The 19,407-nt window shown below is 64.6% G+C and carries 18 protein-coding genes; 14 read left to right on the forward strand and 4 right to left on the reverse strand.

The annotated features are described in order from the left end of the window. Positions 1-46 precede the first annotated feature (46 nt). On the forward strand, positions 47-202 hold the full coding sequence (locus VSX77_RS13240) for a hypothetical protein (protein WP_338425080.1): 156 nt from the start codon (positions 47-49) through the stop codon (positions 200-202). A gap of 147 nt (positions 203-349) precedes the next feature. Further along, a complete protein-coding gene (locus VSX77_RS13245; RefSeq protein WP_338425081.1) occupies positions 350-2,062 on the forward strand; it encodes a caspase family protein in 1,713 nt (570 codons plus the stop codon). Between the two features lie 3 nt (positions 2,063-2,065). Here VSX77_RS13245 and greB read toward each other — a convergent pair whose 3' ends face one another. Next, entirely contained in the window at positions 2,066-2,548 is a 483-nt protein-coding gene (gene greB, locus VSX77_RS13250; RefSeq protein ID WP_338425082.1) for a transcription elongation factor GreB, read from the reverse strand. Positions 2,549-2,555: 7 nt separating this feature from the next. Next, positions 2,556-4,583 carry a lytic transglycosylase domain-containing protein gene (locus VSX77_RS13255; RefSeq protein WP_338425083.1) on the reverse strand — a complete coding sequence of 676 codons (2,028 nt, stop codon included), beginning with the start codon at positions 4,581-4,583 and terminating at the stop codon, positions 2,556-2,558. Between the two features lie 100 nt (positions 4,584-4,683). Between VSX77_RS13255 and dapA the strand changes: the two genes are divergently transcribed. From dapA to recA, 7 genes are all read left to right on the forward strand, one after another. Then, positions 4,684-5,559 (forward strand): 4-hydroxy-tetrahydrodipicolinate synthase, encoded by an 876-nt coding sequence (gene dapA, locus VSX77_RS13260; RefSeq protein ID WP_338425084.1) that lies wholly within the window; start codon positions 4,684-4,686, stop codon positions 5,557-5,559. 9 nt (positions 5,560-5,568) lie between these two features. Then, a complete protein-coding gene (gene smpB, locus VSX77_RS13265; protein ID WP_338425085.1) occupies positions 5,569-6,054 on the forward strand; it encodes an SsrA-binding protein SmpB in 486 nt (161 codons plus the stop codon). Positions 6,055-6,086: 32 nt separating this feature from the next. Continuing rightward, a complete protein-coding gene (locus VSX77_RS13270) occupies positions 6,087-6,665 on the forward strand; it encodes a DUF2062 domain-containing protein (RefSeq protein WP_338425086.1) in 579 nt (192 codons plus the stop codon). 96 nt (positions 6,666-6,761) lie between these two features. Further along, positions 6,762-8,822, forward strand: a complete 2,061-nt coding sequence (locus VSX77_RS13275) for a M13 family metallopeptidase (RefSeq protein WP_338425087.1) — start codon at positions 6,762-6,764, stop codon at positions 8,820-8,822. A 122-nt stretch (positions 8,823-8,944) separates the two neighbouring features. Next, positions 8,945-11,296 carry a hybrid sensor histidine kinase/response regulator gene (locus tag VSX77_RS13280; RefSeq protein ID WP_338427272.1) on the forward strand — a complete coding sequence of 784 codons (2,352 nt, stop codon included), beginning with the start codon at positions 8,945-8,947 and terminating at the stop codon, positions 11,294-11,296. Next, entirely contained in the window at positions 11,289-11,639 is a 351-nt protein-coding gene (locus tag VSX77_RS13285) for a response regulator (RefSeq protein WP_338425088.1), read from the forward strand. The genes VSX77_RS13280 and VSX77_RS13285 overlap by 8 nt, the downstream gene beginning before the upstream one ends. 189 nt (positions 11,640-11,828) lie before the next feature. Further along, the gene (gene recA / locus VSX77_RS13290) at positions 11,829-12,911 is read left to right on the forward strand and encodes a recombinase RecA (RefSeq protein ID WP_338425089.1); all 1,083 of its coding nucleotides are present in this window, start codon (positions 11,829-11,831) and stop codon (positions 12,909-12,911) included. A 222-nt stretch (positions 12,912-13,133) separates the two neighbouring features. Here the strand turns inward: recA and VSX77_RS13295 are convergent, their stop codons facing one another. Continuing rightward, positions 13,134-13,433: a VOC family protein gene (locus VSX77_RS13295; protein WP_338425090.1), complete on the reverse strand. Its 300-nt coding sequence runs from the start codon at positions 13,431-13,433 to the stop codon at positions 13,134-13,136. After that, on the reverse strand, positions 13,430-13,555 hold the full coding sequence (locus VSX77_RS13300) for a hypothetical protein (RefSeq protein ID WP_338425091.1): 126 nt from the start codon (positions 13,553-13,555) through the stop codon (positions 13,430-13,432). The genes VSX77_RS13295 and VSX77_RS13300 overlap by 4 nt, the downstream gene beginning before the upstream one ends. 392 nt (positions 13,556-13,947) lie before the next feature. On the opposite strand from VSX77_RS13300, the gene VSX77_RS13305 reads away from it, so the two are divergent. From VSX77_RS13305 to VSX77_RS13325, 5 genes are all read left to right on the forward strand, one after another. Beyond that, a complete protein-coding gene (locus tag VSX77_RS13305) occupies positions 13,948-14,763 on the forward strand; it encodes an agmatinase family protein (protein WP_338425092.1) in 816 nt (271 codons plus the stop codon). Positions 14,764-14,781: 18 nt separating this feature from the next. Further along, positions 14,782-15,408: a glutathione S-transferase family protein gene (locus VSX77_RS13310; RefSeq protein WP_338425093.1), complete on the forward strand. Its 627-nt coding sequence runs from the start codon at positions 14,782-14,784 to the stop codon at positions 15,406-15,408. Further along, positions 15,398-15,973 carry a hypothetical protein gene (locus VSX77_RS13315; protein WP_338425094.1) on the forward strand — a complete coding sequence of 192 codons (576 nt, stop codon included), beginning with the start codon at positions 15,398-15,400 and terminating at the stop codon, positions 15,971-15,973. Before VSX77_RS13310 ends, VSX77_RS13315 begins: the two co-directional genes overlap by 11 nt. Positions 15,974-16,045: 72 nt before the next feature. Continuing rightward, on the forward strand, positions 16,046-18,697 hold the full coding sequence (alaS, locus tag VSX77_RS13320; protein ID WP_338425095.1) for an alanine--tRNA ligase: 2,652 nt from the start codon (positions 16,046-16,048) through the stop codon (positions 18,695-18,697). After that, positions 18,694-19,170, forward strand: coding sequence for an SRPBCC family protein (locus tag VSX77_RS13325; protein ID WP_338425096.1), 477 nt, complete (start codon positions 18,694-18,696; stop codon positions 19,168-19,170). Before alaS ends, VSX77_RS13325 begins: the two co-directional genes overlap by 4 nt. Positions 19,171-19,407 lie beyond the last annotated feature (237 nt).

The following is a 19,407-nucleotide window of genomic DNA, read 5'->3' on the forward strand; positions in this document are numbered from 1 at the left end:
CGTGCACGGGACTGCGTTCTGAAGCAAAGCAGAAGGGAGACACGCGATGAAAGTCGTCGACGATCATGTCGAGGTGGACGAAACCGAGGCGAGCGGCGGGGTCAAAGGGCACAACGTCCGCTATGTGCTGGCTTTTTCCTTGATTGCCGTGGTCATCGTGCTGTCGGCGATCTGGATTATCCCGGCGCTATTGCAACCTTGACGCGTCAGAGTTTCCGCTTTCCTACGTTGGTTAGCGCACTTACCATCATCTTGATGTACCGACATCGCGATTATGCGATTTCGGAGCGAAGTTGCGCAGATTTCCGCGATTTCGCGCGGGCGACTGTCGGCGTTTCAGGGGGTGGATATGGTCGATCGGACGCGTTCGAGCGCTATTCTGACGGCGGTGCTTGCGCTTTTGCTTGGCGCGATCCCGGCCTTTGCACAACCTCCCGCCTGTGGCGACGCGCCCTTGCAGGGCGCGCGCGTCGCGCTGCTGATCGGCAACAGCGCCTATAATGACTGGGAGTGGCCGTCGCTCCGCAATGCAGTCAACGACATCGACCTCGTCTGCGAGGCGTTTCAAAAGGCGGGCATCGCATCGCGTGTTGTGCGAAACGCCGACATGCCGACGCTCGACGCCGCGCTGACGCGCTTCACGGCCGAAGCGGCGGGCGCGAAGTCGGTCATCCTCTATTATGCCGGGCATGGTTTCGAATATGGCGGCCGCAACTGGCTGGTCCCGATGGACGCGCCGCCCGCGACGCGCCGCGCCGATGTCGAAAAGCGTTACCTGTCGATCGAGGCGGCGGTCGAGCGCGTCGTTCCCAAGGGCGCGTTCACGCTAGTCTTCGTCGACGCCTGTCGTACCGCCGAACCCGTCGTGCGGATTGCCGACGCCGATACGGCGCACGGCGACGCGGGGTCGGCGCCGCTGGGCCTGCTCGACATTGCGCAGGGTGCCGTTTTCTATTCGACGGCAAAGGGGCGCCCGGCGCTTGATTTCGCACCCGTCGGATCGCCCGTCAGCCCCTTTGCCGCGGCGGTGGTTAAAGAACTCGCGATCCCGGGGCTCGAAATCGGCGATTATTTCAAGGTCGTGTCGCGCGAAGTTTATAAACGGACGCACGGCATGGAGCTGGGGCCGCAGCAGCCTTTTCATTATGGCAGCTGGTTCGACGATTATTATCTGGTCGCCCCGCCCGACATCCCGGCGCGGGCCGTGGGTGTCCCGCCAGCGCGCCCAATGTCGGCGACGCCGCCACCACCGTCAATGGGCAACTCCCGCGGCCCCGCGGCCGATCCGCTCGCCGACATCTCACTCGATCGGCTGGCGATCGAGGATGAACCCGTGCTGATCGCTGACGTGCTGTCGCGCCATCCCGCGGCGAAACTCGTTGCGCTCGCCGATGGTGGCCATCCGCTCGCGCAGCAGCTGGTGGGCTATATGTTCTCGCTCGGAGTCGGGGTGAAAAAGGATGCCGCCCGCGCGCGCGCCTATCTCGAGCGATCGGCGGCGCAGGGGTTCCCGGCGGGGCAGCAGGAGCTTGGTTATCTGCTTCTTGAAAATGATCCTTCGCCCGCCGACATCCAGCGCGCCTATGAATTATATGTCGCGGCGTCGAATGCAGGTTTTTCAAAGGCTAAGACGCACCTTGCCTACCAGTTGACAGTCGGAACCTTTGGTCCGCCCGATTTTACGCGATCGCAGGCGCTTTACGCCGAGGCGGCCGAGAAGGGGCACCCGGCCGCGATCTTTGCCCTGACCTTTTTCCCCGACACGCGCGCCGCCAACCTCGCGCGGCTCCGCACCCTCGCCAACGCGGGCAATCCGGAGGGGCATCACTGGCTGTGCGAGGCGCATTTCGCCGACAAGACGTTGGCTGCTGCAATCGAGGACTGCGGTGTCGCGGCGCGCGCGGGCTTTGCGGGATCGCGGGCGATCCTCGCCCATGCCTATGCGACGGGCGTGGGAGTTGCCGCCGACGCGCGCGAGGCGGCGCATTGGGCGCGGCTGGCGCGCGACTTGCCCGAACTGCGCAAGGATCAGCGCGAGCTGCTCGCGGGCATCGGCGAATGACCGTCAGGGATAACGGATCGCCATCACTTCCCACTCCTTTGGTCCGGCGGGAAGCTGCACCGTCCTGAGATCGCCGACCGCGGCGCCGCGCAGCGCGCGGGCGAGCGGGCTGTTCCAGCCGATGCGGCCTTCGCCCGCCTCGGCCTCGTCGTCGCCGACGAGCGTGACGGTGCGGCGGGCGTCGTCGTCATCGGCGAGCTCGACGGTGGCGCCGAACCAGATGCGGCTCTTGTCGGGCTGCTCGGCGGGATCCACGACGCGTGCTGCCTTCATGCGGCGCGCGAGGAACCCCAGTCGCCGGTCGATTTCGCGAAGCCGCTTGCGGCCGTAGATGTAATCGCCATTTTCGCTGCGGTCGCCATTGCCCGCGGCCCAGCTGATGACCTCGACCAGCTTGGGCCGCTCGTCGCCCAGCAGCGCGGCATATTCGGCGCGCAGGGCGGCAAAGCCCGCGGGACTGATGATGTTTGTCTTGTCCCCCGCCACGCGGACCTTACCCCGGTGTGCGCTTGCCGAGATAGAAGCTCAGCGGCGCCTGGGGCAGCGTCTTGCTGTCGCGCAGCGTGTCGTAGACGACGGCGTTTTCGAGCACGCGCTGGACGTAATTCTTCGTCTCGAAGATCGGGATCGCCTCGATCCAGTCAACAATGTCGATAGCGCCGGTACGCGGGTCGCCATTGGCGCGCAGCCATTTGTTCACATTGCCCGGCCCGGCATTATAGGCCGCGACCGCGAGCGGATAACTGCCACCATAATAGCGCAGCATCTGCTGGAAATAGGTGGAGCCCAGCGTCATATTGTAATTGGTGTCGGTCGTCAGCGCCTCGCGATTGTACGAAAGGCCCAGCTTGCCGGCGACTTCGTTCGCGGTGCCGGGCATCAGCTGCATCATCCCGCGCGCGCCGGCGTGGCTGATCGCGGCGCGGTCGAACTGGCTTTCCTGCCGCGTGATCGCGTGGATGAAGGTCCAGTTGCCCTCATGCCCGGCGGGGACGCGCACCGTCGGAAATCCCGAAACCTCCACTGCGTCAAGACTGTTTGCTTGCGCGCTGCGGCCGATCATCACGCCCAGGTCGGGGCGGCCGATCTGCGACGCGAGTTTACCCGCGAGCACATGGTCGGCGGGCGTACTCGCCTTTTGCGCGAGCGCGCGGAGGAACAGCGATTGTTCGCGCCACGCGCCCATCTCGCCGAGCGCGCGCGCCGCGCGGACCAGCCGGTCGTCCTCGAACGCGCGCTGTTCGTCGGCGCTGACCTGGATCGTCGGATTCGGCGTTGGCTTGGGTTGCGGACGGTTAAGTCGTTCGAGCGCCAGCTGGCCATAAAATTGATCGTAATGCTGCGCCGCATCGGCGAAATGCGCATTCGCCGCGCCGCGATCGCCCGCGGCGAGCGCCGCGCGCCCGGCCCAGTAGAAACCCTTGGTTCGCGTCTGTGCCGAACGTGCTGCTTCGCCATAAGCGCGGTAGAGCTTCACCGCCTCGGCGGGGCGGCCAAGATCCTTGAACGCCAGCTGGCCCGCCAGCCACGCGAGCGAGGTATAATCGTCGCGAACGCCGAGCGGCGTTTCGCGGACCACCGTCCCGGCCGGAAAAGCGTCGTCGAGCTGGCGCGCGATATTATAGGCAGTGAGCTTGTCGCCGCCGCTGTCGGCGAGCCGCGCGTTCGTGAGCAGGGTTTCCAGCCATTCCTCGGCGTCGGTCGGCGCCTTGGCCAGCGACCGCGGTGCGGCGAGCAGCGCGCGCGCCTCGCCGACGCGTCCGGCTCCGCGCAGCCAGGTCGCCTTGTCGGTGATATAGCCGGCATCGGTGCGCACGAGCGACGGATTTGCGCTTTCGACCGCCGATGCCTGGAGCGCCGCGTCGACCGCGCCGCTCCGCATCGCGAGGCGCGCGGCAAAGACCGCTCGCTTTTCAGGCGAGGTATAGGCGAGCTGGCGGCCGGCCGTGGACGTCGCGCCCAGCCAGAGCAGCCTGTCCATGCGCGCGTCATGGTCAGCGAGCGTAAGCGCACCGGCGAACATGCCAAGCGCGCGGCTGCTTTCATAATCGTCGAGCGGCCCGCTGGTCCACGCGCGGCGCACCGCGGCATGGGCCTCCTGCCGCCGGCCCGAGGCATTGAGCGCGATCGCCATGCGCAGATGGCCACTGGCGGTCTGCGGCGGATAGGCGGCGAAATAGGCAAGGGTGCGCGCCGGATCGAAACTGTCGAGCGTGATCGCCTTTTCGGCGCGCAGGCGCAGCTTTTCGGTGTCGGGCCAGCCCTGATTCGCCATTAGGAAGCGCGATAGCTGATCAAAGGAAGCGCCGCTGTTTGCGGTGAGGCGCCGCCATTCCATCACCGCTTCGCCGACTGAATTCGGCGTGGGCGGCGGTCCTGATACCGAGGCCAGGCCCATCTGCGCGCGATACCAGGCCATCTGCTCGGGGGTCAGTTCGCTGGCGGTAGCGGCGGTGGGGACAACAAGCGCCACCGCGAGAGCGAGGCGGGAAATCTTGGACAGTGAAATCATGAACGCCATGGTAATACCAAACTCCTTGCGGGGCGCTGAATAGACGTCCAATAGCGGCGCGCTGGCCGGATTCTATCGGTTCGGCCATGTCCTTGTAAAGGAGCGGAGCATGTTTTCGGGTTCGATTCCCGCCTTGGTGACGCCATTCCGCGACGGGGCGTTCGACGCGTCCGCCTTTGCCCGGCTAGTAGACTGGCAGGTCAAAGAGGGAACGAGCGCGCTGGTGCCGTGCGGGACGACCGGCGAAAGCCCGACGCTGAGCTTCGACGAGCATTACCGCGTGATCGATTGTTGTATCGAGGCGGCGGCCGGGCGCGTCCCGGTCATCGCCGGATGCGGGTCGAACGACACCGCGACCGCGATCCGCCACATGCGCCACGCGCAGGCGTCGGGCGCCGACGCAGCACTGATCGTCGCGCCCTATTACAACCGGCCGAGCCAGGCGGGAATGATTGCCCATTTCAAGGCGCTGGCAGATTCCAGCGACCTGCCGATCGTCGTCTATAATGTTCCGAGCCGCACGTCCTGCGACATCAGCGCCGAAACGATGTGCGAGATCGCCGAAATCCCGACCGTGGTCGCGGTCAAGGATGCAAGCGGCGACATGGCGCGCGTTACGGTCCATCGCGCGGGCGCCGGACATGATTTTTGCCAGCTGTCGGGCAATGACGATTTGTGGCTGCCGCACGCGGTGATGGGCGGCGTGGGGTGCATTTCGGTGACCGCCAATGTCGCGCCGCGGCTTTGCGCCGATTTCGCCGCTGCCTGTGCTGCGGGCGACTGGACGCGAGCTTTGACGCTGCACGATCGGCTGTTCGATTTGCATAAGGCGATGTTCTCCGACACCTCTCCCGGCCCGGTCAAATATGCGCTGTCGCGCGTCCATGACTGGTTTTCGCCCGAAGTGCGCCTACCTATCATCCCGGCGTCCGACGCATCGCGAGCGGTCGTCGATGCCGCGCTGTCGTCGGCAGGAGTCATTTAAGCTTTCGTCATGGCCCGTCCGCAGTCCGCCGCCGAATTCGACAAGAAAAAGGTCGTCGCCGAGAACCGGCGCGCGCGCTTTGACTATGCCATCGAACAGGTGTTCGAGGCGGGGATTGCGCTTCAGGGGACCGAGGTCAAGTCGCTGCGTTTCGGTGAAGGGACGATTGCCGAAAGCTATGCCGAGGTGAACGGCGGCGAAGTGTGGCTCATTAATGCCAACATCCCTGAGTTCAGCCACGGCAACCGCTTCAACCACGAACCCAAAAGACCGCGCAAGCTGCTGCTCAACGGGCGCGAAATCAACAAGCTGCACGCCGGGGTGATGCGGCAAGGCATGACGCTCGTGCCGCTCTCCGTCTATTTCAACAGCCGCGGCCGCGCGAAGGTCGAACTCGCGCTCGCCAAGGGCAAGAAGGCACATGACAAGCGCGAATCGATCAAGGAACGTGACTGGAAACGCGACAAGCAAAGATTGCTGAAGGACCGCGGATGAGCGGGGGGAAACCCCGGGACAAGGCGGCGGTAATGAACTGGATCCGCCGCAACTCGCCGACGCGCGAGGAACTGCTCGCGAGCCGTTTCGTCAAGCCGTTCGCGCACCGGGTGGCGCACAGTCATTTGTGGCGGTTCACGCGCACATCCGTGCCGCGAGGCACCGCGCTGGGCCTGTTCGTCGGCATTTTTTTCCTGATCCCCGGCGTTCAGATATTGGGCGTTGCGCTGCTCGCGCTGCCCGTGCGCGCCAATATCCCGATCGGCGCGGCGATGACCTTCTTGTCGAATCCGGTCACGACGCCGTTCATCATCCTCGCTTCGGTATGGCTCGGCGATTGGCTATTCGGGCTTCAGGCGAACAGCGCAACCTTTTCGGCGATGATCGAGCATGGGGCGTCGGCGGGGGAGTGGGTGCGCTGGACCTTTTCCGATGCGGCGCCGGCGATGCTCGCCGGGCTGCTCGTCATTTCCATCGCGGCGGCGGCGATCGGCTATGTGGTCGCGGCGATCTTCTGGGACAATTGGATCCGCCTGCGCTGGCGGCGCAAACTCGCGCGCGCACGCGACCAACGACTTGAGGCATCGACCAGCGACACGGCGGCCGGTTGAACCCCGAAACCGCAGGCGTATAGCTGATCTATCGCAGGCTGGTGCCGCTTACGTGCGGCGCCGATTGCCGCTCTATATCGATGACTGGGGAATATCATGACTCATCTATCCAAGACGTCGCGCCTGATGGCGACCGCTGCGCTCAGCGCGCTGATGCTGACGGTCGTTCCGGTCAGTGCCACGGAAGAGGGCGTCGCCGCGCCCGCCACGACAAGCTCGGCCAAGCCTGAACTCGGCACCTTCGGCTTCGACCTTTCCGGCATGGACAAGAGCGTCCAGCCCGGCGACGATTTTTATGCCTATGCTAACGGAACCTGGGCGAAAAATACCGAAATCCCGGCCGACAAGTCGAACTACGGCATGTTCACTGCGCTGGGCGACCTGTCGCAGACGCGCACGCAGGAAATCCTGGAGGCGGCGAAAGCCGACCCGAACAGTATGATCGGCCGCGCCTACGCCTCGTTCCTCGATACGGCGACGGTCGAGGCCAAAGGGCTTGCGCCGATTGCGCCGTGGCTGAACCAGGTCCGTTCGGTCGACAAAGCAGGGCTCGCCAAGCTGCTCGCCGAGGCCGATCGCAACGGCGTTCAGCATTTCTTCGGCGGCTATGTCGGCCAGGACGACAAAAATCCCGAAGTGTACATCTACGCGATGTTCCAGGGCGGCATCGGGATGCCCGACCGCGATTTCTACCTCAAGGAGAATGAGCGCAATACGAAGCTGCAAGCCGCCTATCTCGAGCATCTTCAGAATGTTCTGACGCTTGCGGGTGAGAAGGATGCGGCGGCGCGCGCCAAGGCGATCTATGATTTCGAAAAGCAGATCGCGACCGTTCACTGGGACAAGAACGACAGCAGCGACGCGACCAAAGTCTATAACAAGATGACCATCGCCGAACTCGCGGCTTCGGCGCCGGGCTTCGACTGGACGACCTTTCTTCGCGGCGTCGGCGTCAAGGAGGATTCGCTGCTCGTGTCGCAGCCGAGCGCCTTCGCCGGCGAAGCGAAGTTGATCGCCGATGCGCCAATCGGCGTGATCCGCGATATGCTGATCGTGCGCAGTCTGGACGGTTTTTCGGACGTCCTGCCCGACGCGGTCGCGCAGGAGGCTTTCTCTTTCTACGGCACTGCCTTGTCCGGCACGCCGCAGATGCAGGAACGCTGGAAGCGCGCGGTCGACTTTACCACGAACAATATGGGCGAAGCCGTCGGCCAGGATTATGTCGCCAAATATTTCCCCCCCGAAACCAAGGCGGCAATGGACCAGCTCGTCAAGAATGTGCTGGCCGCGATGGGCGACCGCATCGACGGGTTGATCTGGATGCAGCCGCAGACCAAGGTCAAGGCAAAGAAAAAGCTGGCAAATTTTACGACCAAGATCGGCTATCCCGATCGCTGGAAGGATTACAGCAAGTTGGAGATTAAGGCAGGCGATCTGTTCGGCAATGCGCTACGTTCGAACCAGTTCGCCCACGACGACAACATCAGCCGGCTAGGCGGGCCGATCCGGCGCTGGGAATGGGGTATGACCCCGATGACGGTCAACGCCTATGCCAATTTCGGCATGAACGAGATCGTCTTCCCAGCCGCGATCCTGCAGCCGCCCTTCTTCGATCCGCACGCCGACGCGGCGATCAACTATGGCGGCATCGGCGCCGTGATCGGCCACGAAATCAGCCATCATTTCGACGATCAGGGCGCGAAATATGACGAGACGGGCAAGCTGGCCGACTGGTGGACCCCCGCCGACGTCGCGGCGTTCGAGGCGGCCGGCAACGCGCTGATCGCGCAATATGACGCCTACGAAGTGCTGCCGGGCGAAAAGCTCGACGGGACGTTCACCTTGGGCGAGAATATCGGCGATCTGGCGGGCCTTACCGTCGCTTATGAGGCGTACAAAAAGTCTCTCGGCGGCAAGGAAGCGCCCGTTCTTGATGGCCTGACCGGCGACCAGCGTTTCTTCCTTGGCTGGGCGCAGGTGTGGCGGCGCAACTATCGCGATCAGAATCTGTCGCAGCGGATCACGACCGACCCGCATTCGCCGTCGATCCAGCGGACTTGGGTCTCGCGCAACCTTGACCCTTGGTATAAGGCGTTCCAGGTGAAGCCCGGCCAGACGCTGTATCTGACGCCCGAACAGCGTGTCCGCATCTGGTGACGAAGTGATAGAAAGAATGTGATTTGACCGCGCAAAGCCTGCCCTCTGCTGATGGTGACGTCATCAGGGAGGCGGGCGTTGCCGGGACGATCCTGCCGCCCGCGACGTTATCGCGGCTCGACATGGCTTTGCTCGGCACCGCGGCGCTCGTGTCGGCGGCGCTGTTGTTCTGGGCGACGGGCAGCACCATATTAGCGGCGGGCTTTGTTGCCGGCTTGGCGGTGGCGGCGGGTGGTGTATTGCTTACGCGGCGGCTATTCCCTGCCGCCGCAAGCGGCGATGGCGTCGCCCCCGACTGGACGATATTGCGCCACGCTGTGAATCACGACGATGTCGCGATTGCGGTCACCGATCGCGGCGGGCGCATGGTGTGTGCCAACGACCTTTTCGCTACGTGGATGGGCGGGTTCGTCACGCCGCCGGGCTTGCCGCTCGACGGGCGCGGCGCGGAACTTCTGAAAAACGCCGGGCGCGCGGCGTGGCGCGAAGGCGAGGGGCGCGCCGACGAGCTCGCGATCGGCTCGCTGCAATTGCGCGCGCAAGTCACGCGCACAGGACAGGCCGAGGACTATCTCGTTTGGCGTTTTGCTGCGGTGGAGCGGTTCGACCTCGTTGCCGAACTTACCCGGCATCTCGGCGGCCCCGCGGGCCGCACGCTGGGTTACGCCGGGGTCATGGCGGCGCTGGTCAACAATGAAGGCCGGCTTCGCGCCGCGAACGAGGCCTTTTTATTGCGGGCGCTGGGCGAGGATGACGCGCGACATTTCGCCGGCCGCGACGTCGCGCCGATGCTGCGCCTCGACGATGCCGGCGCGCTCTACTTCGCACGCGAGGGCGATCGTACCACGCCGGTGCGGCTGATCCAGATTCCGCTAGCGCCCGCCGACCCCAATTCGCCGATGCTGCTCGCGATGCTTGATGAGGAGATCGGCCCGGCCGACCGCGGCACCGCCCAAACCTATGTCGAAACATTGCTTTCGCTGCTGCCCTTCGGCCTTGCGATGGTCGATCGCGACGGGCGCTTCCTTTACATGAACCGTGCCTTTGTCCGCGCGGCGAACCTGCCTGAAGGCAAGATGCCGCGCTATCCGGGCGACATCGTCGTCGGCGAGGACAAGGGGCCGCTCGCTGACATGATCCGCCGTCACAGCAGCGGGCAGCAGGTGGGCGGCGACCTGTCAATCCGGCTGGCGGGGCAGAGCGGCGATCCGGTGTCGATGCGCATCGTCGGCGTGCGCGGGCTGGGCGAAGCGGCGGTGCTTTTGAGCCTCAAGGATTCGAGCGAGGAATCGCGCCTGAAGCGTCAGGTCGCGCAGGCATCGAAGATGCAGGCGGTGGGCCAGCTCGCGGGGGGCGTCGCGCATGATTTCAACAATATCCTGACCGCGGTGCTCGGCGCGTGCGACCTGATGCTGATGCGGCATACGCCGGGCGACAGCGATTATGACGACATCCAGCAGATTCGAAGCAACGCCAATCGCGCCGCCAGCCTGACGCGGCAATTGCTCGCTTTCTCCCGGCAACAGACGCTGCGGCCGCAGATATTGCAGCTGCCCGACGTGATTTCCGAGGTGTCGCACCTGCTCAAACGTCTGATTGGCGAGACGGTGCAACTGTCGGTCCATCATGGCCGCGGGCTTGGCGCGGTGCGCGCCGACCCCGGCCAGCTCGAACAGGTCATCATCAACCTGGCGGTCAACGCGCGCGACGCAATGCCCGGCGGGGGGACGCTGACGATCGAAACCTATCCGGTATCGGCGGCCGATGTGCGGCAGATGGGCAATGAATTCATGCCGCCCGCCGATTATTGCGCGCTGAAAGTCAGCGATACCGGCACCGGCATTCCCGCCGACATTTTGCCCAAGATTTTCGAACCCTTTTTCACGACCAAGGACGTGGGGAAGGGGACGGGGCTAGGCCTGTCGACAGTTTACGGCATCATCAAGCAATCGGCTGGCTTCATCTTTGCCGACAGCAAGCCGGGGGAGGGAACCAGCTTTTCGATTTACCTGCCCGTGCACCGGGCCGCCGGGGACACCCCCGCCGCGCCGCAGCCGCCCCCAAAGCCCAAGAAGAGCCAGTGGGGCAGCGGAACAATTTTGCTTGTCGAGGATGAGGATATGGTACGCGCGGTCGCGGAACGTGCGCTCGCTCGAGCGGGTTATACAGTCCTCACCGCCGCGCAGGGCGAGGAGGGGCTTGAACGCTTTACCGAGATGGAGAAGGTCGATTTGGTCATCAGCGATGTCGTGATGCCGACGATGGACGGACCCGCGATGGTGCGCGCGATGCGCGCCAAACGCCCCGGCTTGCCGGTGCTTTTCATGTCGGGCTATGCAGAGGAGCAACTACGCCAGTCGATCGACATCGACAATGTTGCTTTTCTGCCCAAACCCTTTTCGGTCGCGCAGCTTGCAGAAGCGACGTCGGCGGCGCTCGACGAGGCGGCGCATCGCGGGGAACAGGATGGCTGAGCGGCGCATCCTGATCGTCGAGGACGATGTGCTGATTGGCATGATGCTGGTCGATATTTTCGACGCGCTCGGCCTGCCCGAGCCCGCGCAGGCGGCGAGTAAGGACGATGCGCTGGCGCTCATCGCATCCGAACCGATTGCCGGCGCGCTCATCGACATCAATCTGGGCGAAGAAAAAGGCTGGCCGGTCGCTGACGCGCTCGCCGCCAAGGGAATACCCTTCGCCTTCACCTCGGGCGGCGGCGATGTCATTCCGCCCGCACATGCGGGGCGCCGCTTGATACCCAAGCCGTTCCGGATCGGCGACATCGAGGCGGCGATTCGGGAGTTCGAGGCTCCATAATCCTTCGTCGGCGCCGAGGGGGTGTCGCCATCGGCCTTACGTCACCCTCCAGCCGCCCCCGCTCTTTCGCAGGGGAGACGCTGATTTGATTTAATTATGTTCTCCTCTTGTTCCGCAAGAACAAATGTGGCACATAGGTCCGGCGTTGCGATGCGTCCGCGGTCGCTCTAGAGCAGGAAAGGACGGCAAATGGCCGGACAATTGTCACTCGTCGAATCGGGGAAATCAGTGAACGGAACGGACAGGCAAAAGGCGCTCGACGCCGCGTTGGCGCAGATCGACCGCGCATTCGGCAAGGGCTCGGTGATGAAGCTGGGGTCGAAGGAAGCGATGCAGGTCGAGGCGATCTCGACCGGGTCGCTCGGCCTCGACATTGCGCTGGGCGTCGGCGGTCTGCCGCGCGGCCGCGTCATCGAAATCTATGGTCCCGAAAGCTCGGGCAAGACCACATTGGCTTTGCACACGCTCGCCGAAGCGCAGAAAGGCGGCGGCACGGTCGCCTTCGTCGATGCTGAACATGCGCTCGACCCCGTTTATGCGCGCAAGCTGGGCGTCAATATCGACGAACTGATCGTCTCGCAGCCCGATACGGGCGAGCAGGCGCTTGAAATCGTCGATACGCTCGTGCGCTCGAATGCGATCGACGTGCTCGTCGTCGACTCGGTCGCGGCGCTCGTTCCGCGCGCCGAAATCGAGGGCGAGATGGGCGACAGCCACGTCGGCCTGCAGGCGCGTCTGATGTCGCAGTCGCTGCGCAAGCTTACCGGATCGATCAGCCGTTCGCGCTGCATGGTGATCTTCATCAACCAGCTGCGCATGAAAATCGGCGTGATGTACGGCAACCCCGAAACGACGACCGGCGGTAACGCGCTTAAATTCTATGCCTCGGTTCGCCTCGATATCCGCCGTACCGGGCAGATCAAGAATGGCGACGAGATCGTCGGCAACACCACGCGCGTGAAGGTGGTGAAGAACAAAGTCGCGCCGCCGTTCAAGCAGGTCGAATTCGACATCATGTACGGACAGGGCATTTCAAAGATCGGCGAGATTCTCGATATTGGCGTCAAGGCCGGACTGGTCGAAAAATCGGGCGCCTGGTTCAGCTATGATTCGATCCGCATCGGGCAGGGCCGCGAAAATGCGAAAAATTTCCTGACCGAGAATCCCGAACTTCGCGAACGCCTCGAAGCCGCGATTCGCGGTCGTACCGACGCGGTCGCCGAAGAGATGATGGCGGGCCCCGACGACGACGCGGGCGACGACGACATTTGACGATCGTCCGACCGATTCGCGCGTTCGCGTGAACCGGTCGGCAAACGGCGGCGGGCCACGCGGCCTCCTTGTTGCCGCGGACACCTGCACGCCCCTCTCCCCGCAGGTGGGCCCGCTTGCCGTTGATCGTGACACTGCCTGAAAACGGCTCGAGATGACGGGGCGGACCGTGTGGGCTTTTGCCGCCTCCCTGCAAGCAAGCAGGGAAGCGGGACACCAGGATCAGATCGCGAACGTGATGTGGCCATTCTCGTCGATGGGCCAGTCGGGATTCCACGCAATTTCCCAAGCATGATCGTCGGGATCGGCGACATACCCTCGAAAGCCTCCATGCGGAGGGACGTCTGCCGGTCTGATGAGACGTCCGCCGGCATTGACCAACTGCTCGATCCCGTCCTCGACATCCGCTCGCCCTGCGACGTTGTGGGCCAGCGAAAATGCGCCGGGAGAGCATAGCCCGGAGCGGCTCATGTCTTTTTCAAGGGCGGATTTTTCGAAAGTCCCAAGTATGAAGCCGTTCATCTGGGAAAAATGATTTCTTCATTCTCGAACACCGGCGTCCAGCCGAACCCCCCGGTATAAAACCGGCGGGAGCGCGGCAGGTCGCTGGTACCAAGCGTGACAACTGAAATCTGATGTTGCATGTCCCAATCCTTCCATTCGATGCCGCACCGTTGCGGCAGCGTTCAAGGTCTTGGGACTCAACGCCGCAGCGAAGGTCAGGGCCCGATTTCGCAGGGATCGGGCTAACCGCACCGACCTATCCTTTTTCGACAGGTAGTTTTTAGCGACACCAGACTTGACCGGCAAGGCCCGCTATCGGTCACTTCCAGCCATTCGTCCTCCCCGACCCTTCGACAAGCTCAAGGCCGGCTCGACGGGGTCTAGGACAACGGCGGTGCTATGGATTCCGGATTGGGTCCGGAAATGACGATGAATAGCGATCCGCATTCGGCGGCCGGCCGTTAACGGTCGCATCGAACCCCCGTGTGACGGCGCGCCTTGCGCGCCCGTCGGCAATGGCTACAGATGGTCTATGCCTGCGATCCGCCTGTTCGGCTTGCCGACCGACATCAACAGCAGTTTTGAGCGCGGCGCGGCGGGTGGATCGGCGGCGATTCGCGCGGCGCTGTGGAGCGACCGCGGGAATAGGGCGAGCGAGCTTGGCGGTGAAATCGGCACTGACATCGCCTTCACCGACGATGGCGATCTGCCGCTCACTGAGCGCACGGCTGAAGACGATGCCGCGATCCGTCGCCATGTCGCTATGCTGGCCGAGGATGGCGAGGTGCCGCTCGGACTTGGCGGTGACCATGCGGTGACCTTTCCACTGGTCGAAGCCGCCGCGACCTATTTTGGGCCGCTCAACATCCTGCACATCGACGCGCATCCCGACCTTTACGCCGATTTCGGGGGTAATCCGCGCAGTCATGCGTCGCCCTTCGCGCGCATCTGCGAGGCGGGTCATGCGGCGCAATTGGTGCAGGTCGGCATTCGCACGCTCAACCGGCACTGCCGCGAGCAGGCCGCGCGCTTCGGAGTCGAGATCATTCCGATAGCGGGCTTCACGCCCGACGCGGTGCCGGTGCTGGACGGCCCGCTCTATATCTCGATCGATCTCGACGGAATCGATCCGTCGGAGGCGCCCGGCGTTGCGCATCCCGAACCCGGCGGGCTGACGGTGCGCGAAGTCCTGGCGGTGCTGCACAAACAGACCGCGCCGATCGTCGGCGCCGACATCGTCGAACATCATCCCGGCCGCGACGTTGGCGGTGTCACCGCGATCCTCGGCGCCAAGCTGGTGCGCGAAGTCGCGGCGCTGATCGACCGCAACGGCCTTTACAGAAACTGATGCGCAGAGGAGAGCGCCATGAGCCTGATCGTCCACCACCTCAACAACAGCCGGTCGCAGCGCATATTGTGGCTGCTCGAGGAAATCGGCGCACCGTATGAGATCAAATTTTACGACCGCGATCCGGTGACCAACCTCGCGCCGCCCGAACTCGTGGCGGTCCATCCGCTCGGCAAGTCGCCGGTCCTTGAAGATGACGGCCGCGTCGTGATCGAATCGGGGGCGATCACCGAATATTTGTGCGAGCGGCACGGTGGTGGCCACCTCGTTCCCGAACGCGGCACCGACGATCATGTCAGTCACCTCGAATGGCTGCATTTTGCCGAAGGATCGGCGATGACGCCGATCCTGCTGCGCATCTATACCGCGCGGCTCGGCGAGGCGGCCGCGCCGCTCGAACCGCGGATCAACCAGCAACTCGACGCGCATTTTTCCTATATGGAAAGCCGCATCGGCACGAACGGTCATTTTATCGGCGACGCGCTGTCAGCGGCCGACATCATGCTGAGCTTCCCTGCCGAGATCGCGATCATGCAGGGCATGGCGCCGCGCTATCCCAGGCTCGCCGAATTTGTGAACGCCTGCCACGCGCGCCCCGCATGGCAGCGCGCGCGGGAAAAGGGCGGCGCCTATTATGGCTACTAAGGACCGCGGCTGGCTGCTGCTGGCCGCACTGACGCTGGGGTCGGGTGCAGCGGCGGCGCAGCTGCCAGCGCTCGGCCCGGAGGTCGAGCGGGTCGCGCCGGAGGCGCCGGGTGTCGCTCCCGCCGACGAACGCGCGGCGATGGAGCGCTTCGCCGCCTATACGATGGCACTGGCAAAGCGCGACTATGCCAGCGCCTATGCGATGCTGCGCCTGTCGTTTCAAGCGGCGAACCCGCGGCTCGAATGGGAGATGAACCTGCGCAAGCGGGCGGTGCTGTGGGCTGACGGGACGCTGCGCGTTTTGCGGCTCAGCTGGTATGCCGATCCCGCCGGACAGCCCGCAGGCCTTTACGCCGCATTCGATTTTCGCGGCGACCGCGCCGACGGGACGATGGATTGCGGCTATGTCGTCGTCCACCGCACGGCGCCCGATGCGGCGTGGAGTGTGGTGCGTACCGACACGTCCGAAGTGCCGCCGGAGCTGATCGAGGAGGGCGTGCCCAAGGCCGATGTGCTGACGCAGCTGCCCTGCTATCTGGGCAAGGGAATTGCGACGGCGTTCTGACCGGCGCGACCGATCGGCGTCATCGCGACGAAGCGGCTTGTCGCACCGCCGCAAAATGCCTAATTCGCGCGCATGACATCGACCAACGACATTCGCCGCTCGTTCCTCGACTATTTCGGGGGCACGGGGCACCATATCGAACCGTCGGCGCCGCTGGTGCCGTATAACGACCCGACGCTGATGTTCGTCAACGCGGGGATGGTGCCGTTCAAGAATGTCTTCACCGGGCTGGAAAAGCGTCCGTACAGCACCGCGGCCTCGTCGCAGAAATGCGTGCGCGCGGGCGGCAAGCACAACGACCTCGACAATGTCGGCTATACCGCGCGGCACCATACTTTCTTTGAAATGCTGGGGAATTTCTCCTTCGGTGACTATTTCAAGGAACAGGCGATTCACCATGCCTGGACGCTGATCACCAAGACCTGGGGGCTGGCGCCCGAGAAGCTGACCGCGACCGTCTATCACACCGATGACGAGGCGTTCGACCTGTGGAAGAAGATCGCCGGCCTGCCCGACGAGCGCGTCATCCGCATTCCGACGAGCGACAATTTCTGGTCGATGGGCGACACCGGACCGTGCGGGCCGTGCAGCGAAATATTTTATGACCATGGCGATCATATCTGGGGCGGCCCGCCGGGATCGCCGGAGGAAGATGGCGACCGCTTCGTCGAAATCTGGAACCTGGTGTTCATGCAATATGAGCAGCTGCCGGGCGGCGAGCGCGTCGACCTGCCGCGGCCCAGCATCGACACCGGCATGGGGCTGGAGCGCGTCGCGGCGGTGCTGCAGGGCGTCCACGACAATTATGATACCGACACGTTCAAGGCGCTGATTGCGGCGTCGGTCGAGCTGACCGGGGTGGCAGCCGAAGGCGCAACGCAGGCGAGCCACCGCGTCATCGCCGATCACCTGCGCGCATCGAGCTTCCTCGTCGCCGACGGGGTGCTGCCGTCGAACGAAGGCCGCGGTTATGTGCTGCGCCGGATCATGCGCCGCGCGATGCGCCACGCGCATCTGCTCGGCGCGAAAGACCCGCTGATGCACCGGCTGCTGCCGTCGCTGACCGCCGAGATGGGTGCCGCCTATCCCGAACTGATCCGCGCCCAGCCGCTGATTTCGGAGACGCTCGAGCGCGAGGAGGTCAAGTTCCGCCAGACGCTCGACAAGGGGCTCAAGCTGCTCGACGAGGCGACGGTCGGCATGGGCAAGGGCGACACGCTGGCGGGCGACGTCGCGTTCAAACTCTACGACACCTATGGCTTCCCCTATGACCTGACCGAAGATGCGCTGCGCGCGCAGGACATAGCGGTCGACCGCGCGGGCTTTGACGCGGCGATGGCGCAGCAGAAGGCGGCGGCGCGCGCGGCGTGGAAGGGCAGCGGCGAAAAAGCGTCGGACGACATCTGGTTCGACATCGCCGAGACAAACGGCAGCACCGAGTTTACCGGCTATACCTCGACGTCGGGCGAGGCGACGGTGATCGGGCTGGTCAAGGACGGCCAGCCGGTCGACGAAGCGAAGGCGGGCGATGAGGTCATCGTGCTGACCAACCAGACGCCCTTTTATGGCGAGAGCGGCGGGCAGATGGGCGACGCGGGGACGATCGCGACGCTGGAGGGCGCGAGGGCGTCGGTGAGCGACACCGGCAAGCCGCTCGGCCGCCTGCACACGCATCAGGCCAAGCTGGAGGCCGGGACGCTGAAGATCGGCGACACGGTGCAGCTGACCGTCGACGCCGAGCGGCGCGACCGGATTCGCGCCAATCACAGCGCGACGCACCTGCTGCACGCGGCGCTCCGCCACCGGCTCGGCGGGCATGTGACACAGAAGGGAAGTCTGGTCGCCGCCGACCGTTTCCGCTTCGACTTTTCGCACCCCAAGGCGCTGACGGCAGAGGAAATCGCCGACATCGAAGCGGGCGTGAACGCGCAGATCCGCGGCAACGAGGCGGTGACGACGCGGCTGATGACCCCCGACGATGCGGTAGCGGCAGGCGCGCTCGCGCTGTTCGGCGAGAAATATGGCGACGAGGTGCGCGTGCTCAGCATGGGTAAGGCGACCGACGCGCATTATTCGGTCGAACTGTGCGGCGGAACGCACGTCCGCGCGCTCGGCGACATCGCGCTGTTCAAGATCGTCGGCGAAAGCGCGGTGTCCTCGGGCGTTCGGCGGATCGAGGCGCTGACCGGCGAAGCGGCGCGGCAATGGCTGAACGGCCGCGACGAGGCGTTGAAGGCGGCAGCGGCGGCGCTCAAATCGTCGCCCGACGAGGTGCCGGCGCGTGTCGCGCAGCTTACCGAGCAGCTCAAGAAGGCCGAACGCGAACTCGCCGATGCCAAGAAAGCGCTCGCGCTTGGCGGTTCTGGCGGCGGCGGTGCAGCGGCCGGTCCGGCGGTTGAGCAGGTCGGCGACGTCGCTTTCCTGGCGCAGGTCGTCGACGGGCTCGATCCCAAGGAACTGCGCGGCACCGTAGACGGGCTGAAGAAGCAGGTTGGCAGCGGCGTTGCGATGCTCGTCGCGGTCAATGACGGGCGCGCTTCGGTCGCGGTCGGGGTGACCGACGACAAGACAGGCAGCCACAGCGCGGTCGATCTGGTCAAGGCCGCGGTTGCTGCGCTCGGCGGGCAGGGCGGCGGCGGGCGGCCCGACATGGCGCAGGGCGGCGGCCCGAACGGCGGCGCGGCGAACGATGCCGTCGCGGCGGTGAAGGCCGCGCTCGCTTGAAGCCCACGAAAAAGACGCGGCGCACCGATCATGCCGAGCGTTTGATCGCGGCGCCGCTGGTCGATGTGTTTGCGGCCTTCACCAGCGCCGACAAGCTGGTCCGCTGGTTGCCGCCCGAGGGGGCGACCGGTGCGTTCGAGCATGTCGATTTGCGGGCCGGGGGCGGTTTCCGGATGCGGCTGACGTTCGACGATGCCGAGGTCGAAACCAAAAGCGATGACAACAGCGATGTCGTTGCGGTCCATATTCCGGTGCTCGATGAGGGGCGGCTGATCGTGTGGGAGGTCGAATTCGAATCCGACGACCCGCGCTTTTCGGGGACGATGGCGATGCACTGGTATCTGTCGCGGCAGGGCGGCGGCACGCTGGTGACGATCGATGCGCACAATGTGCCGCCGGGGATTTCGGCGAAAGATCATATCGAGGGTTTGAACAGCTCGCTGGTGAATTTGGCGACGGTGGTGGAAAACTGACGCGGGTTTTCGTTTGGATTCGCGCAGAGACCGCAGAGGTCGCAGAGGAGTTGTTCACGCGGAGACGCGGAGACGCGGAGACGCGGAGAAAGAAGAGATGGGCGGCTTTGCCGCCATTTTTCTTGTCTCTGCGCGCTCTGCGCGAAAACCATTCTCCTCCGCGTGTCCGCGTCTCCGCGTGAACTCCTAAGGAAACCGTCGTCCCCGCGGAGGCGGGGACCGCCGTCGGTTTACGCA

This window comes from Sphingopyxis sp. TUF1, from assembly GCF_036687315.1.
GTDB lineage: Bacteria > Pseudomonadota > Alphaproteobacteria > Sphingomonadales > Sphingomonadaceae > Sphingopyxis > Sphingopyxis kveilinensis.

Excerpts from the sequence above, each read along its gene's own strand:
- VSX77_RS13240 (WP_338425080.1), top strand. The coding sequence starts at position 47 with ATGAAAGTCGTCGACGATCATGTCGAGGTGGACGAAACCGAGGCGAGC.
- VSX77_RS13245 (WP_338425081.1), top strand. The coding sequence starts at position 350 with ATGGTCGATCGGACGCGTTCGAGCGCTATTCTGACGGCGGTGCTTGCG.
- VSX77_RS13255 (WP_338425083.1), bottom strand. The coding sequence starts at position 4,583 with ATGGCGTTCATGATTTCACTGTCCAAGATTTCCCGCCTCGCTCTCGCG.
- dapA (WP_338425084.1), top strand. The coding sequence starts at position 4,684 with ATGTTTTCGGGTTCGATTCCCGCCTTGGTGACGCCATTCCGCGACGGG.
- smpB (WP_338425085.1), top strand. The coding sequence starts at position 5,569 with ATGGCCCGTCCGCAGTCCGCCGCCGAATTCGACAAGAAAAAGGTCGTC.
- VSX77_RS13270 (WP_338425086.1), top strand. The coding sequence starts at position 6,087 with ATGAACTGGATCCGCCGCAACTCGCCGACGCGCGAGGAACTGCTCGCG.
- VSX77_RS13275 (WP_338425087.1), top strand. The coding sequence starts at position 6,762 with ATGACTCATCTATCCAAGACGTCGCGCCTGATGGCGACCGCTGCGCTC.
- VSX77_RS13280 (WP_338427272.1), top strand. The coding sequence starts at position 8,945 with ATGGCTTTGCTCGGCACCGCGGCGCTCGTGTCGGCGGCGCTGTTGTTC.
- VSX77_RS13285 (WP_338425088.1), top strand. The coding sequence starts at position 11,289 with ATGGCTGAGCGGCGCATCCTGATCGTCGAGGACGATGTGCTGATTGGC.
- recA (WP_338425089.1), top strand. The coding sequence starts at position 11,829 with ATGGCCGGACAATTGTCACTCGTCGAATCGGGGAAATCAGTGAACGGA.
- VSX77_RS13295 (WP_338425090.1), bottom strand. The coding sequence starts at position 13,433 with ATGAACGGCTTCATACTTGGGACTTTCGAAAAATCCGCCCTTGAAAAA.
- VSX77_RS13300 (WP_338425091.1), bottom strand. The coding sequence starts at position 13,555 with ATGCAACATCAGATTTCAGTTGTCACGCTTGGTACCAGCGACCTGCCG.
- VSX77_RS13305 (WP_338425092.1), top strand. The coding sequence starts at position 13,948 with ATGCCTGCGATCCGCCTGTTCGGCTTGCCGACCGACATCAACAGCAGT.
- VSX77_RS13310 (WP_338425093.1), top strand. The coding sequence starts at position 14,782 with ATGAGCCTGATCGTCCACCACCTCAACAACAGCCGGTCGCAGCGCATA.
- VSX77_RS13315 (WP_338425094.1), top strand. The coding sequence starts at position 15,398 with ATGGCTACTAAGGACCGCGGCTGGCTGCTGCTGGCCGCACTGACGCTG.
- alaS (WP_338425095.1), top strand. The coding sequence starts at position 16,046 with ATGACATCGACCAACGACATTCGCCGCTCGTTCCTCGACTATTTCGGG.